This window comes from Frigoribacterium sp. RIT-PI-h, assembly GCF_001297205.1.
Lineage (GTDB): Bacteria > Actinomycetota > Actinomycetes > Actinomycetales > Microbacteriaceae > Frigoribacterium.
Map to the genome: position 1 here is coordinate 77,408 of NZ_LHOZ01000082.1, position 14,574 is coordinate 91,981.

General features: G+C 72.9%; 11 protein-coding genes and 3 pseudogenes. 8 read left to right on the plus strand and 6 right to left on the minus strand.

Features of this window, described 5'->3' with window-relative positions:
- Window positions 1-16: 16 nt before the first annotated feature.
- Both AEQ27_RS12475 and AEQ27_RS18795 read left to right on the plus strand, forming a co-directional pair.
- Window positions 17-418 (plus strand): hypothetical protein, encoded by a 402-nt coding sequence (locus AEQ27_RS12475; protein WP_054146943.1) that lies wholly within the window; start codon window positions 17-19, stop codon window positions 416-418.
- 333 nt (window positions 419-751) lie between these two features.
- Window positions 752-874 (plus strand): annotated as a pseudogene (locus AEQ27_RS18795) (YegP family protein); the annotation flags it as partial.
- Window positions 875-982: 108 nt separating this feature from the next.
- Here AEQ27_RS18795 and AEQ27_RS16700 read toward each other — a convergent pair.
- Window positions 983-1,819 (minus strand): annotated as a pseudogene (locus AEQ27_RS16700) (sulfurtransferase); the annotation flags it as partial.
- Window positions 1,820-1,912: 93 nt separating this feature from the next.
- Between AEQ27_RS16700 and AEQ27_RS12480 the strand changes: the two are divergent.
- Window positions 1,913-2,881 carry an epimerase gene (locus tag AEQ27_RS12480; protein ID WP_054146998.1) on the plus strand — a complete coding sequence of 323 codons (969 nt, stop codon included), beginning with the start codon at window positions 1,913-1,915 and terminating at the stop codon, window positions 2,879-2,881.
- A gap of 137 nt (window positions 2,882-3,018) precedes the next feature.
- Here the strand turns inward: AEQ27_RS12480 and AEQ27_RS12485 are convergent, their stop codons facing one another.
- Window positions 3,019-4,320, minus strand: a complete 1,302-nt coding sequence (locus tag AEQ27_RS12485) for a DUF418 domain-containing protein (RefSeq protein ID WP_235451077.1) — start codon at window positions 4,318-4,320, stop codon at window positions 3,019-3,021.
- A 94-nt stretch (window positions 4,321-4,414) separates the two neighbouring features.
- Window positions 4,415-4,846, minus strand: coding sequence for an Lrp/AsnC family transcriptional regulator (locus AEQ27_RS12490; RefSeq protein WP_054146944.1), 432 nt, complete (start codon window positions 4,844-4,846; stop codon window positions 4,415-4,417).
- Between the two features lie 149 nt (window positions 4,847-4,995).
- Between AEQ27_RS12490 and AEQ27_RS12495 the strand changes: the two genes are divergently transcribed.
- The 3 genes from AEQ27_RS12495 to AEQ27_RS12505 all read left to right on the plus strand — a co-directional run bounded on the left by AEQ27_RS12495 (window position 4,996) and on the right by AEQ27_RS12505 (window position 8,365).
- Entirely contained in the window at window positions 4,996-6,027 is a 1,032-nt protein-coding gene (locus tag AEQ27_RS12495; RefSeq protein WP_054146945.1) for an ornithine cyclodeaminase, read from the plus strand.
- Between the two features lie 52 nt (window positions 6,028-6,079).
- Window positions 6,080-7,150 (plus strand): citrulline utilization hydrolase CtlX, encoded by a 1,071-nt coding sequence (gene ctlX / locus AEQ27_RS12500; protein ID WP_200908366.1) that lies wholly within the window; start codon window positions 6,080-6,082, stop codon window positions 7,148-7,150.
- A 174-nt stretch (window positions 7,151-7,324) separates the two neighbouring features.
- On the plus strand, window positions 7,325-8,365 hold the full coding sequence (locus AEQ27_RS12505) for a TerC family protein (protein ID WP_054146946.1): 1,041 nt from the start codon (window positions 7,325-7,327) through the stop codon (window positions 8,363-8,365).
- Window positions 8,366-8,600: 235 nt separating this feature from the next.
- On the opposite strand, the gene AEQ27_RS12510 is transcribed toward AEQ27_RS12505, so the two are convergent.
- Window positions 8,601-10,532 (minus strand): phosphoenolpyruvate carboxykinase (GTP), encoded by a 1,932-nt coding sequence (locus AEQ27_RS12510; RefSeq protein ID WP_082383495.1) that lies wholly within the window; start codon window positions 10,530-10,532, stop codon window positions 8,601-8,603.
- Window positions 10,533-10,726: 194 nt separating this feature from the next.
- Window positions 10,727-12,156, minus strand: a pseudogene (locus AEQ27_RS12515) (glyceraldehyde-3-phosphate dehydrogenase); the annotation flags it as partial.
- Window positions 12,157-12,396: 240 nt separating this feature from the next.
- Between AEQ27_RS12515 and AEQ27_RS12520 the strand changes: the two are divergent.
- A complete protein-coding gene (locus AEQ27_RS12520; RefSeq protein ID WP_054146947.1) occupies window positions 12,397-13,830 on the plus strand; it encodes a helix-turn-helix domain-containing protein in 1,434 nt (477 codons plus the stop codon).
- On the plus strand, window positions 13,820-14,257 hold the full coding sequence (locus AEQ27_RS12525) for a DUF6314 family protein (protein ID WP_054146948.1): 438 nt from the start codon (window positions 13,820-13,822) through the stop codon (window positions 14,255-14,257). The genes AEQ27_RS12520 and AEQ27_RS12525 overlap by 11 nt, the downstream gene beginning before the upstream one ends.
- On the opposite strand, the gene AEQ27_RS12530 is transcribed toward AEQ27_RS12525, so the two are convergent.
- Window positions 14,254-14,502: a glutaredoxin domain-containing protein gene (locus tag AEQ27_RS12530; protein WP_054146949.1), complete on the minus strand. Its 249-nt coding sequence runs from the start codon at window positions 14,500-14,502 to the stop codon at window positions 14,254-14,256. The genes AEQ27_RS12525 and AEQ27_RS12530 overlap by 4 nt on opposite strands.
- Window positions 14,503-14,574 lie beyond the last annotated feature (72 nt).

Consider the following 14,574-nt stretch of genomic DNA (forward strand, 5'->3'; position numbering starts at 1 on the left):
GACACCAGGAGCGCACATGCCTTTCGAACAGAAGTACAGCGACGAGACGCGAGAGAAGTCGCTCGCCCGGGTGCTCGAGCGTCGCGAGGCCGAGCCGGGCAACCGGGCGATCATCCGCGAGACGGCGTCCGAGTTCGAGGTCGGTGAGCAATCCCTGCGCGGGTGGATCCGCGCCCACGAGCGGTCGATCGCCCCGACCCCGGCACCCGACGACGCGGTGGAGAGAGAACTCGACGTCACCTCGGACGACGACGAGGCCGCCCCATCGGCCGCAGCGGCCCCGCGCCGGGGTCGGCCCCCGGGTTCGGGATCGGCCGCCACGGCCGAGCGCGTCGCCGAACTCGAGGCCGAGGTCGCCAAGCTGCGCCGCGACCGCGAGGCCCTGAAGAGCGCCATGGCGGTCCTGCTGGCCGACTGACACGGCACCTGCCCCGGGCGGTCGCCCGGGGACGACGAGAGCGCCCGACCCCGCGACTGCCATCCGGGGCCGGGCGCTCTCGTCTGCTCGGTGCGCGACCGAGACGGACCGGCGCGACCGCCCGGTCCCGGAGGGGGGAACGAGACTCGCGGGCGGCCGCACCGACTCATCCAGTATGCCAGTTGGCATTTCACATGTCAAACGGTCGGCCAGAGGAGGGGCCAGGGTAGGAGGCGCGGGTCGGCCGGGCGACGCGCGTCGCCCACGGTCGGGGCGCAGCCCTATGCTGTCGCCACGCAGAGCGCGTGCACCACTTCGTGCAAGGGGACCCACATGGCAGGCACCTTCGTCGTCACCCAGGACGCCTCGGGCGAGTACCGCTTCGTCCTGACGGCGGGCAACGGCGCGATCCCCGCCCCGTCCGGGGGTTACAAACAGAAGGGCCCGGCGCTGAACGGCATCGACGCCCGGCGCCCCCCGGCCGTCGACGCCGCGGCCGACGCCGGACGGCCGCCCCCCTCCCGGGCCCCGCGGACTGGGCCCGGCCCCGCCCCGGGGCCACCCGGGGCGGCCGCCGGTCGCGACGGGTCGCGCGGGGTCGTTCGACCAGGCGCTCCACGAACCGGCGAAGAGCACGGGGTCGAACCCGGCGATCGTCGCAGCCAGGGCGTTGTGGGCCGCGGTGATCCCCGACCCGCAGTAGACGGCCAGGGGCGTGGCGGCGGTGACCCCCGCCTCCTCGAACCGGACGCGCAGCGCGGTGGCGTCGACGAACCGGCCCGTGGAGTCGAGGTTGCCCGCCGTGGGCAGGTTCACGGCACCCGGGACGTGGCCGGCCCGCGGGTCGACCGGCTCGACGTCGCCGCGATAGCGCTCGGCGGCCCGGCTGTCGACCAGCACGCCGGTGCTCGGCCAGGAGGCTGCCGCGTCGGCGTCGATCACGGGCCACGGGTCGTCGCCGAGGGTGACGTCGCCGGGCACGACGTCCGCGTCTCCCTGCTCGAGAGGCAGGCCCTCGTCCGTCCAGGCCGCGAGTCCCCCGTCGAGCAGACGCACGTCGGCGATGCCCGAGGCCCGCAGCAGCCACCACGCACGAGCCGCCGACTGCCCGCCGAGGTCGTCGTAGACGACGACGGCGTCCCCGTCGCGGAGCCCCCACCGGCGGGCGGCGGCCTGCAGGTCGGCCCGGGCGGGCAGCGGGTGACGCCCCTCGACGGGGTCGCCGTGCCGGGCGAGCTCGGAGTCGAGGTCGACGTAGACCGCGCCGGGCACATGCCCCTCGCGGTAGGCGGGGCGGCCGTCCGGCCGGTCGAGCCGCCACCGGACGTCGAGCAGGCGCACCGCTCCCCCGCCCGTGAGGGTCGCGTCGAGCTCGGCGGCGGTCACCAGGGGATGGCTCATGCCGACGAGGCTAATGCGCACCCCCAGGTGAGGACTTCTCGACGTCGAAGGATCACGCGGCCGGAGACCGGTCGGTCCCCTAGCGTGAGCCCCATGACCGACCACATCGTCCTCGCCGGAGCCAGCGGCTTCATCGGGCAGCACCTCGCGGCCGCGTTCCGCGCCGAGGGCGCCCGCGTCAGCCTGATCGGCCGGCACGGACCCGACGCGTCGTGGGGCGACACCGCCGGCATCACCGCGCTGCTCGACGGGGCCGACCTGCTGGTCAACCTCGCCGGCAAGAGCGTGAACTGCCGCTACGGCCCCGAGAACCGCGCCGAGATCGTGCGCTCACGCGTCGAGACCACACGCGAACTGAAGGAGGCGGTGCGCGCGTGCACCGCGCCTCCTCGGGTCTGGATGAACTCGTCGACGGCGACCGTCTACCGGCACGCCGAGGACCGCCCGATGACCGAGTCGGGCGGTGAGATCGGCTCGGGGTTCTCGGTCGACGTCGCGACGGCGTGGGAGGCCGAGTTCTTCTCGGGCGAGCTGCCCGCCACCCGCCGCGTGGCCCTGCGCATGGCCATCGTGCTGGGTGACGGCAGCGCGCTCGTCCCGCTGATGAACCTCGTGCGGGCGGGTCTCGGCGGGCCGCAGCTCGACGGCCCCTGGCCTGCCACCCGGGCACGGCTCGCAGCGGGCACGTACCACCACGAGGGTCGTGGCGGTGGGCGGCAGAAGTTCAGCTGGATCCACGTCGACGACGTGCTCGGGGCGATCCGGTTCGCCCGCGACGACGAGTCGGTCGAGGGCGTGCTCAACCTGTCGTCGCCGAACCCGAGCGACAACCGCACCGTGATGCGCACCCTGCGCCGCGTCCTCGGCGTGCCGTTCGGCCTGCCCGCCTGGCGCTGGATGCTCGAACTCGGCACCGCCGTCCTGCGCACCGAGACCGAGCTCGTGCTCAAGAGCCGGTGGGTGCTGCCCGAGCGCCTCGTCGACGGCGGGTACGAGTTCGTCCCCCCGCCCCCCGACGAGGCCCTGAAGAGCATCGTCGCCGGGGGGCGCGGCGCGGTCTGAGCGTGCCTGGTCTCGGGCGCCTGATCTCGGGCGCCCCGGGGAGTCGGCCCGCGCCTCCCCCGCTCGCCCGCCCTCGATCGCGGCGGCACGGCACCGGCGGCAGGCGTCGCGGTGTCGTCGATCCGGTACGGACCGGATCAGCCCGGGAGCCGGACCGCCAGGGGCTCAGGTCTGCGGCCGTAGCTCAGGCGGCGGAGCAACGACTCGGCGGGGCCGTCACGCCCCGCTCGCGCGAGGGAGACCGCCACGACGCCGGTCACGAGCCAGACGCCGACGGCGATCAGACTGACCCGGAGGGTGCCCGCCCCGACACCGAGCCCGAGGGCCCACGGGGCGAGCAGGGGGACGAACAGCACGGATTGCAGGAGGTAGCAGGTCAGCGAGCGCCGGCCCACGGCCGCCAGGGCCCGCACGATCGGGCCGGTCGCGAGAGGGCCGGTGGTGGCAGGGCCGGTCGCAGCCGAGGAGGCGCGGGTGCGGTTCGCGACGAACCAACCGACCGCGCCGAAGAAGCCCAGGGCGCCCGCGACGCCGCTGACCCCGTGCAGGATGCCCAGGAGGTACAGCGCCCACCACGGCGGCTGCCAGACCTGGACGGCCGCGAGCACGAGGGGCACCGCGCCGAGCACGCCGGCCGGGAGGCCGACGAGCGTGAGACGACGGAACAGACCGAGGTTCTCGACCGGGTGCTCGAGCACCTGACGGCGGCCGAGCAGGGTGCCGATGACGGCGAGCGGCAGGAAGGTCGCCGCCACGAAGGGGGCACCGAACACGAGCGCGAGCAGGGCCACGACGCGCCAGAGCAGCGCCCCGAGGAACGTGCCCGGATCGAGCCCGGGCAGACCGGCGTCCAGTGACCCCTGCGGGAGCCCGTCGACTCCGGCCGTGACGACGAAGACGACCGCGAGCGACCAGCCCATCACCCTCAACGTCGTGTCCCGGGCCGCGAACAGCATGGCGAGGACGATGCCGAGGCAGCCGTAGCTCAACAGGATGTCACCCTCGAACAGGAGGACGACGTGGGCGGCACCGAGGACCGCCAACCAGAGGCTGCGACGCAGCAAGAGGGATCGCGCCCGGCCGTACGGCACACCCCGTGCCGCCTGGCGTCGGATCATCACGGTGAAGCCGTACGCGAAGAGGATCGTGAACAGCGGGAAGGCGCGGTTGTCCACGAGGAGGCCGACGAGCACGTCGACGACGCGGTCCCCCGCGGTGCCGTCGACCGGCCGCGCCAACGGACCGAGGTCGCGGCCGCCGATGTAGTACACGCAGTTCGCGAGGGCGATGCCGAGCAAGGCCAGACCCCGGGCCAGGTCGGGGGCGAGCATGCGCTCCTCGGAGCGAGTCGGGCCGCTGTACGCGACAGCGACAGGGGCCGGGTCGGCGCGGAGCTCGGGCGGGGCGGGGGACGGCACGGGTTCGGACGCGGGGCTCACCCTGTCCAGGGTGCCTCAGCGAGCCGGCCCGCGCCTCCTTCGCTCGGTGGACCGGGGAGCCTCGACAGGCGACGCGGCCGCCGGGTGCACCGGGTCAGCGGAGGACGGAGCTGAGCAGCAGGCTCGTCTCGCTGTTGACGACGCCCTCGACGCTGCGGATGCGCGCCAGGACCCGGTCGAACTCGCCGAGCGACGACGTGCGCAGCTCGGCGACGAGGTCCCAGCCGCCGTTCGTCGTGTGGAGTGACGCCACCTCGGGGAAGCCCCGCAGCTGTCGGATGACGTGGTCGGTCGACCGGCCCTCGATCTCGATGAAGCCGATGGCGCGGATCAGGTCGGGGTCGTCGGCCTCACGCACCCGCACGGTGTAGCCGAGCACCGTGCCCGTCGCCTCGAGCCGGTCGAGCCGCGAGGTGATCGTCGCCCGCGTCACGCCCAACCGCCGCGCGAGGCTCGCCGCCGACTCGCGCGCGTCGACCCGCAGGGCGGCCAGGAGGCGCCGGTCCAGTTCGTCGAGATCAGCCATGACCCGAAACGTACAGCACGACCACGCAGAACGCGTGATCAGACGAGCGGAATGACGCTCGATGGTGATTGTGGCTGCACATCGCCCAGTCCTAACGTGGTGCCACCCGGACGCGACGACCGAGCCGGGCCGAGCAGGAGGAGGTCGCCGTGGTGCGCTTCGTGGACGTGCAGAACATGATCCGATGGGTCACCGACCGTGGCGTCGGCCCGATCACCAGCGGCATGGTGACCGCCCTCGAGCGCGACTTCGCCCGGTGGCCCGCCTTCGACAAGTCGCCCCGCGTCGCCTCGCACAGCCCCATCGGCGTCATCGAGCTGATGCCCGCCAGCGACAGCGAGACCTACGGCTTCAAGTACGTGAACGGCCACCCGTCGAACCCCGGCCGCGGTTACCAGACCGTCACCGCGTTCGGCGTGCTCGCCGACGTCGACACGGGCTACCCGACCTTCCTCGCCGAGATGACGATCCTCACGGCGCTCCGCACCGCCGCCACGAGCGCCATGGCCGCCAAGCGCCTCGCCCGGGCCGACTCGCGCGTGCTCGCCCTGATCGGTGCCGGCTCGCAGGCCGAGTTCCAGGCCCTGGCCATGCGCGCCTCCCTCGGGCTCGAGACGGTCCGCGTCTTCGACGTCGACCCCCGCGCCACCGCGAAGTTCGTCCGCAACCTGGCGCCGCTCGGGTTCGACATCACGGTGTGCGCGAGCCCCGGCGAGGCGGCCGACGGCGCCGACGTCATCACGACCTGCACGGCCGACAAGCAGAACGCGGTCGTGCTGCCCGACGAGGCCGTCCGCCCCGGCGTCCACGTCAACGCGATCGGCGGTGACTGCCCGGGCAAGACCGAGCTCGACCCCGCGACGCTCCGCCGGGCCGACGTCTTCGTCGAGTACCCCGAGCAGACGCGCGTCGAGGGCGAGATCCAGCACCAGCCCGCCGACTTCGCCGTGACCGAACTGTGGCAGGTCGTCGCCGGGCAGCGGCCCGGGCGCACGAGCGACGAGCAGATCACGATCTTCGACTCGGTCGGCTTCGCCGTCGAGGACGTCTGCGCCCTCAAGTACCTGCGCGAGGACGTCACGGGCACGGACTACGCCGTCGAGATCGACCTCGTCGCCGATCCCGACGACCCGAAGGACCTGTTCGGCCTCGTCGCCGCCCGTCGGCCCGTCGGCGTCTGAGTCGTCGCCCGCCCCGGACCGGCACCCCCGCACGAACCGCGCCGAGACCGTCGTGACGACCCCCGCTCCCCCGCCCCGCGCCTCCTCGTCCCCGGCGACCGCCGTGGTCGCGACGGCGGCGGCGACCCCCGCACTCCGCGCCTCCTCGCGCACCCGACGCGCCGACGAGGAGGCGCGGACGGCCGTCCAGTCGCCCGCCGCGGTCGTCATGGTGCGGCCTCACCACTTCACGCCGAACCCGCAGACCGCGGCCGACAACGCGTTCCAGACCGACCCGGCCGACGTCGACGCGACCCGGGTCGAGCTCGCGGCGCGCGCGTTCGACGAGGGGACCCGGGCGGCCGAGGCGCTCCGTGCGGCGGGCGTCACGGTGCACCTGGACGGCGGCGAGCGGGCCGCCCGACCCGACGGGGTGTTCCCGCACAACTGGTTCTCGACGCGCGCCGACGGCCGGGTGGTGCTCTATCCGATGCACTCGCCGAACCGCCGGGGCGAGCGGCGTGCGGACGTGGTCGACCTGCTGCGCGAGCGGTACGCCGTCAGCGAGGTGCTCGACCGCTCGCCGCTCGAACGACGCGGGATCGTCGTCGAGGGCACCGGAGCGCTCGTCCTCGACCACGTCGAACGCGTCGCCTACGTCGCGCTCTCGCACCGCGCCGACCAGACCGCCGTCGCCCTCGTCTGCTCCGACCTCGGTCACGAGCCCCTGACCTTCACCGCGACCGACGAGACGGGCGTGCCGATCTACCACACGAACGTCATGATGAGCGTGGCGTCGCGGTTCGCCCTGGTCGGCCTCGAGTCGATCGAGTCGACGATCGAACGGAGGCGCGTGGCCGATCGCCTGTCGGCCTCCGGACGCGAGGTGGTCGCCCTGACCCGCGCCCAGCTCGGCGAGTTCGCCGGCAACGCGCTCGAACTGCGGGGGGCCGACGGGCCCGTGCTGGCGATCTCGGCACGCGGCTGGGCGTCCCTCACGACGGCCCAGCGCCGGACGATCTCGCGGCACGCCCGGCCCCTGCCGCTGGAGGTGCCGACGATCGAACTGGCCGGCGGGTCGGTGCGCTGCATGCTGGCCGGGGTGCACCTGCCGCCGCTGTCGCCTCCGCTGCCGCCTCGCTGACGAGGGCCCGAGCCGTGCACGCACTGCAGCTTCTCAGCACTGTCACGGTCGCTTGAGGGCACGCCCCCAGCGGACCCCCACGTACCGTCTTCGTAGGAGCCTTCTCCGCTGTTCGGCCGATCGCGCCGGGCAGCCCGACCCGCCTCATCAGCCCGACTCACCCGGAGCATCCCCGTGGACGTCACACTGACCACCTGGCTCATCACGATCGCCGTCACCGTCGCGTTCTTCGTGTTCGAGTTCTTCACCCATGTGCGCAAGCCGCACGAGCCCACGATCGGCGAGTCCGCCCGCTGGTCGGCGTTCTACATCGGGCTCGCGCTGCTCTTCGGCGTCGGCATCGGGTTCACGAGCGGCTGGGGCTTCGGTGGCGAGTACTTCGCCGGCTACCTCACCGAGAAGGCGCTCTCGATCGACAACCTGTTCGTCTTCCTGCTGATCATGACCGGGTTCGCCGTGCCGCGCATGTACCAGCAGAAGGTGCTGATGATCGGCATCGTCATCGCTCTGATCATGCGCGCCGGCTTCATCGCCGCCGGCGCCGCCCTGATCGAGAACTTCTCGTGGGTCTTCTACCTCTTCGGCGCCCTGCTCTTCGTCCTGGCCTACCAGCAGATCAAGGGCGACCACGGCGGCAACGCGGCCGACAACGCCTTCGTCAAGATCGCCCGCCGCGTGCTGCCCGTCGACGACGAGTTCCACGAGGACAAGTTCACGGTCAAGAAGGGCGGCAAGCGCTTCGTCACGCCGCTGCTGCTCTGCGTCATCGCGATCGGCTTCGTCGACCTGGTGTTCGCCCTCGACTCGATCCCCGCGATCTACGGGCTCACCAACGAGGCGTACATCGTCTTCACCGCGAACGCCTTCGCCCTGATGGGTCTGCGCCAGCTCTACTTCCTGATCGGTGGACTGCTCGAGCGTCTCGTCTACCTGTCGCAGGGTCTCGCGATCATCCTCGCGTTCATCGGCGTGAAGCTCGTCTTCCACGCCCTGCACGTCAACGAGGTGCCGTTCATCAACGGCGGCGAACCGCTGCTCTGGGTGCCCGAGATCCCTATCTGGTTCTCGCTGCTGTTCATCGGCGCCACCATCACGGTCGCCACGATCGCCAGCCTCGCCAAGACCCGCGGCGACGCCCAGAAGGCCAAGCGCGACGAGATCGACGGCGAGAAGGTCACGGTCGCCAAGGACTCGGACGACCCGACGCGCCACTAGGCGCCGCCTCGCACAGCACCGCGTTTCGTGCACCGCACCGCGACTGGTCGGGGTGCGGTGCACGAAACGCGGTGCGGTGTGAAGGGGCTCCGCGTCCCCACGACGCGGAGCCCCGGCCCCGTCACCCGCTGATCACGGGCGACGGGAGTCGTCGGGCCCGGCGAGACGTCACGACGTGCCGCTCGGCTTCGGACGCGAGCGGCATGTCGTCACACCTCGGCGGGCGCGCGGGCGGCTACGCCGCCTCGAGCCGGGCACGCAGGACGGCCAACTCGTGGCGCAGCGCGTCCGGCAGGGTCGACCCGAACCGGTCGAAGAACTCGTCGGTGAGGTCGCACTCGGCGAGCCAGGCGTCCGTGGGCACCGCGAACGACTCGGCCAGCGCCTCCTCGGTGAGGTCGAGACCCGTCAGGTCGAGGGCTCCCGGTGCGGGGGCGAGGCCGAGCGGCGTCTCGACGGCGTCGGCGCTGCCCGCCAGGCGACCGGCGATCCAGGCGATCACCCGCGAGTTGTCACCGAAGCCGGGCCAGAGGAACGAGCCGTCGGCACCCTTGCGGAACCAGTTCACCTGGAACACCCGCGGCGCCCGGCCGCCGAGCTCCGCCCCGAGCCGCAGCCAGTGCGCGAAGTAGCCGCCCATGTCGTAGCCGCAGAACGGCAGCATGGCGAACGGGTCGCGCCGCAGCTCGCCGACGACGCCTTCGGCCGCCGCGGTCTGCTCGGACGCCACCGTCGCGCCCACGAACACGCCGTGCTGCCAGGACCGCGCCTCGGTCACCAGCGGCACGTTCGTCGCCCGCCGCCCACCGAAGACGATCGCGTCGGGCGGCACGCCGTCGAACGCGTCCCAGTCGGGACTGAGCGACGGGCACTGTTCGGCCGGCGCGGTGAAGCGCGAGTTCGGGTGAGCGGCCGGGGACGAGGAGGCGCGGGTCCAGTCGTTCCCCTGCCAGTCGGTCAGGTGCGCGGGCGCCTCGTCGGTCAGCCCCTCCCACCAGACGTCGCCGTCGTCGGTCAGCGCCACGTTCGTGAAGATCGTGTTCGCGTGCAGGGTGCGGACGGCGATGGGGTTGGACGCCTCACCCGTGCCGGGGGCGACCCCGAAGAACCCGGTCTCGGGGTTCATCGCCCACAGACGACCGTCGGCGCCGGGCTTCATCCAGGTGATGTCGTCGCCGAGGGTCTCGACCCGCCACCCGGGCAGGGTGGGCTGCATCATCGCGAGGTTGGTCTTGCCGCACGCCGACGGGAACGCCGCGGCGACGTGGAAGGCCCGACCCTCGGGGCTGGTCACCTTGATCAGCAGCATGTGCTCGGCGAGCCAGCCGTCGTCGCGCCCCATCGTCGACGCGATGCGCAGCGCGAAGCACTTCTTGGCCAGCAGCGCGTTGCCGCCGTAACCCGAGCCGAACGACCAGATCTCGCGCGTCTCGGGGAACTGGGTGATGTACTTCGTCTCGTTGCACGGCCAGGCCACGTCGTCGCGCGCGGTGCCGTCGGCGTCGCGCAGGGGGTAGCCGACGCTGTGCACGCCGCGCACGAACGGCACGTCTTCGTCGGCGCCGCCGAACGCCGCCAACGGCTCGGAACCGACGCGCGCCATGATGCGCAGGTTGAGCACGGCGTAGGCCGAGTCGGTCAGCTGCACGCCGAGCTGCGACAACGGACCGCCGACCGGGCCCATGCTGAACGGCACGACGAACATCGTGCGCCCGCGCATCGAACCGGCGAAGAACGGCCGGAGTTCGCGCATCATGGCACCGGCCTCGCGCCAGTTGTTGGTCGGGCCGGCACCCGCGGGATCGGTCGTGCAGATGAAGGTGCGATCCTCGACGCGGGCGACGTCGCCGGGGTCGGTCCGGGCGAGGTAGCTGCCGGGACGCAGGTCGGGATCGAGCGGGATCAGCGCCCCGGTCGCGACGAGGTCGGCCGTCAGTCGCTCGGCCTCGGCGTCCGAGCCGTCGATCCACTGCACACCGTCGGGTTCGAGCAGGTCGACCTGCTCGGCGACCCACGCGACCAGGGTGCGGGGAGCCCACGACGGGGCGAGCACGTGGCGGCGCCGCGCGGCCCGTGCCCAGTCGGTGCTCGGCGCCGAGGGCGGAACCGAGGAGGCGCGGGTCGCGTCGCCGAGGACTCCGGGGTCGAGGGGTCGGGTGGTGATCATCGCGTGGCCTCCAGGGTCAGGTCGAGCAGGTCGTCGGTCGGTCCGGTCAGCGGCGCCGCCGCCGACCGGGATGTACTTACCTCTTCACCTGATCCGGTACGTACCGGATCAGCCCGGGAGGGGGATGTAGTCCGAGACACGTCGAGCGTCGCGGGTGCGGCCTCCTCGGCCGAGCCGGAGGCGGCCCGGGCCGGACGGGGCAGGGACGGGGGCGTGCCGCCGGCGAGGTGCTCGAGCAGGCGGACGACCTGGCAGCTGTAGCCGAACTCGTTGTCGTACCAGACGTAGAGCACCACCCGGCGGCCCGAGCCGTGGCCGCCCGCACCGTCCCCGCCGTCCCAGTCCCCGTCCCCGGACACCACCGTCGCGAGCCCGTCCACGACGCCCGCGTGGCGCGAGCCGACGAAGTCCGTCGACGCGACCTCGGGCGACTCGACGTAGTCGATCTGGCGGCGCAGGGGCGAGTCGAGAGAGGCCCGACGCAGGTGTGCGTTGAGCTCGTCACGGTCGACGGGCGTCCTCAGTCGCAGGTTCAGCACCGCGACCGAGACGTCCGCCGTGGGCACGCGGATCGCACTGCCGGTCAGGCGCCCGGCGAGCTGCGGCAACACCTCGGCCGCGGCCTTCGCCGCCCCCGTCGCGGGGGGCACCATGTTGGGCGAGGCCGGCCGCCCCCGCCGGTCACCGGGGTGGAAGTTGTCCGTCAGGTTCTGGTCGTTCGTCACCGCGTGCACGGTCTCGACGTGTCCCGACTCGACGCCCCAGCGGTCGTCCAGCACGGCCAGCACCGGCGTGATCGCGTTCGTCGTGCAGGACGCCGCGGCGACCACGACGTCGTCACCTGCCGCCTCGTGGTTCACGCCGAACACGACGTTCGGGATCGCGCCCTTCCCGGGGGCCGTGAGCAGCACGCGCGACGTGCCCCGCGCCTCCAGGTGTCGCCGCAGCGACGGATCGTCGCGCCACCGACCCGTGTTGTCGACGACGATCGCGTCACGGATGCCGTACCGCTCGTAGTCGACCGTCGCGGGGTCGTCCGAGTAGATCACCTGGATCGTCGTGCCGTTCGCGACGATCGTGTCGGTGGCCTCGTCGACGACGATCGTGCCCGCGAACGGGCCGTGGATCGAGTCGCGGCGCAGCAGGCTGGCCCGTTTGACGAGGTCGTCGGCCGAGCCCCGACGTACGACGACCGCCCGGAGCCGCGCGCCGCCGCGGTCGCCGGCGTGCTCGATCAGCAGCCGTGCGACGAGCCGGCCGATGCGGCCGAAGCCGTAGAGCACGACGTCGCGGGGCGGGGGTCCGCCGTCGCCGCGGCGTCCGACCACGTCGGCGAGTTCGGCGTGCACGTCGTCGACGAGCGGCCTCTCGGGCTGCTCGACGAGGGCGGCCCGGTGCCGAGCGCTCAGCCGGGCGAGGTCGATCGACGCCGGGCCGACTCGAGGCCGTCGAGCAGCTGCAGCACAGCGAGTGTCTCGGCGGGAGCGAGCACGGGGCCGGCGAGCTGGCGGGCGCGGCGGGGCAGCTTGAGCGCGCCGACCGGCGCCCGGTCGCGCAGGCTGCGTCCGTGGATCGACACGACCACGCCGTCCCGGCGCCACAGCCGACCGATCACCGGGATCATCGCCTCGGCGAGCGCCATGCGCCCGGCCCACTCGGCCTGACGGTCGTCGTACCGGGCGGTGGTGTCGTCGAGCGACTCCGGGTCGGCGGTGGGGGTCGGTGCCATCATCTCTTCTCCCGTCGTCGAAAGGGGTGTTTCTCCACGATGAACGCCCGCTCCCTTGATCTACAGATGCCCGATGCGTAAAGATCGGGTGTTCTTTCGCGATCGTCAAAGCAGACCGCCCGAGAGGGGTGCCCCGTGGTCGATGCCGACCCCCTGCTGCTCGGCCAGGCGGTGCGGCACGCCCGCACGGCCCGTGGCCTGACCCTCGACCAGCTCGCGGCACGGGTCGAGGTCAGCGCCAGCCAGCTCTCGCTGATCGAGACGGGTCGTCGCGAGCCCAAGATCGGTCTGGTCCGAGCGCTGTCGGACGCCCTCGACGTGCCCCTCGCGACGCTGCTGGCCGCCGAGCCGCCGAGCGAGCGGGCGGCCCTCGAGATCGAGCTGGCGCAGGCGCAGCGCGGGTCGCTGTACCGGTCACTCGGCCTGCCCGACGTGAAGGCGAACAAGGGCATGAGCACGCCGGCGCTGCAGACGATCCTCGGGCTGCACCGCGAGCTCGCCCGCCGGCACAGCGAGGCCAGCGCCACCCCCGAGGAGGCGCGGCGGGCGAACACCGAACTGCGGCTCTGGATGCGTGGGCGCGACTCCCACCTGCCCTACGTCGAGGAGGCGGCGGCCGACCTGCTCCGCACCGTGGGCCACACCTCGGGTGCCCTGTCGCACAGCAGCGTGAGCCGCATGGCCGGCAGCCTCGGGCTCGAGATCATGCACGTCTCCGACCTGCCACACTCGGCCCGCTCGGTGATCGACCTGGCCAACGGGCGCATCTACCTGCCACCCGCCTCGATCCCGGGCGGTCACGGCCTGCGGGCGCTGGCCCTGCAGGCGATGGCGCACCGTCTGCTCGGCCACGAACGGCCCTCGACCTACGCCGAGTTCCTCAAGCAGCGGCTCGAGATCAACTACTTCTCGTCGGCCTGCCTCATGCCGCTCGGTGCGGCGGTCGAGTCGCTGCAGAAGGCCAAGGCACAGCGCGACGTCTCGGTCGAGGACTTCCGCGACGGCTTCGGCGTCACCCACGAGGCGGCGGCGATGCGCATGAGCAACCTGCTGACGTCGCACCTCGGCATCCGCATGCACTTCCTGCGGGTGACGGGCGACGGGGCGATCGCCAAGGCGGCCGAGAACGACGGGCTGCCCCTGCCGACCGACGTCACCGGGGCCGTCGAGGGCCAGCTGGTCTGCCGGCACTGGGCCGCGCGCACGGCCTTCGCGCGGACGAACCGCACCACCGAGCACTACCAGTACGACGACACCCCGGCCGGCACCTTCTGGTCGGCGTCGCAGACCGGCACGACCGAGCATGACGAGTTCTCGATCACGGTGGGCGTGCCGTTCGCCGACGCGAAGTGGTTCCGCGGACGCGACACCGAGCGTCGCGAGACCTCGACCTGCCCGGACGAGTCGTGCTGCCGTCGTCCTCCGGCCGGGCTCACGGCGAGGTGGCGCGACGCCGCCTGGCCGAGCGCCCGTCTGCACGCGCACGTGCTGGCACCGTTGCCGTCCGGCACCTTCCCCGGCGTCGAGGACACCGAGGTCTACGAGTTCCTCGACCGACATGCCGGCTGAGACGCTGGCGCTGCTGCTCGGCCGGTGGGCCGTCGCGCGCGAGATCGACGACCACCGCACCGGCGAGCACGCCCGCTTCGACGGGACGGCGACGATCGAGGAGGCGCGGGCGGGCTCCGACCTCGTGGCGACCTACGACGAGACCGGCGAGCTGATCGTGACCGACCGGCGGACGCCCACCACCCGGCGGCTCGGCTACGCAGCCCGGGGTGACGGCTCACTCGACGTGCGCTTCGCCGACGGCCGACACTTCGTCGACCTCGACCTGCGGTCGGGGGCCTGGGAGGCGCACCACCCGTGTGCCCCGGACAGCTACCTGGTCGAGACCCGGGTGCTGTCGCCGACGTCCTTCATCGAAGGGTGGACGGTGCGCGGCCCGGCCAAGTCGTACGACGCGCTCACGACCTACGAGCGCCTGCCCGGCTAGAGCTTGGCGGTGAGCTCGGCGTCGGTCGGCTCGACCAGGTGGCTGCCGTCGGGGAAGACCACGACGGGGATCTGCGTGCGACCGCTGACTGCGTAGGCGCGGTCGGCGCCGTCGGCGACGGCCTCGAGGTCGACGTAGTCGTAGGCCACGCCCTCGCGGTCGAGCAGCGCCTTCGAGCGGCGGCAGTCACGGCACCACTCGGCGCCGAACATCAGGATGCGGTCGGGGGCGGTGTCGGTGCTCATGGCGACCAGGGTACGCGCGGTGACGGGGCGCGGGCACGCCACCCGCGCCTCCTCGTCCTCGACGGGCCACGG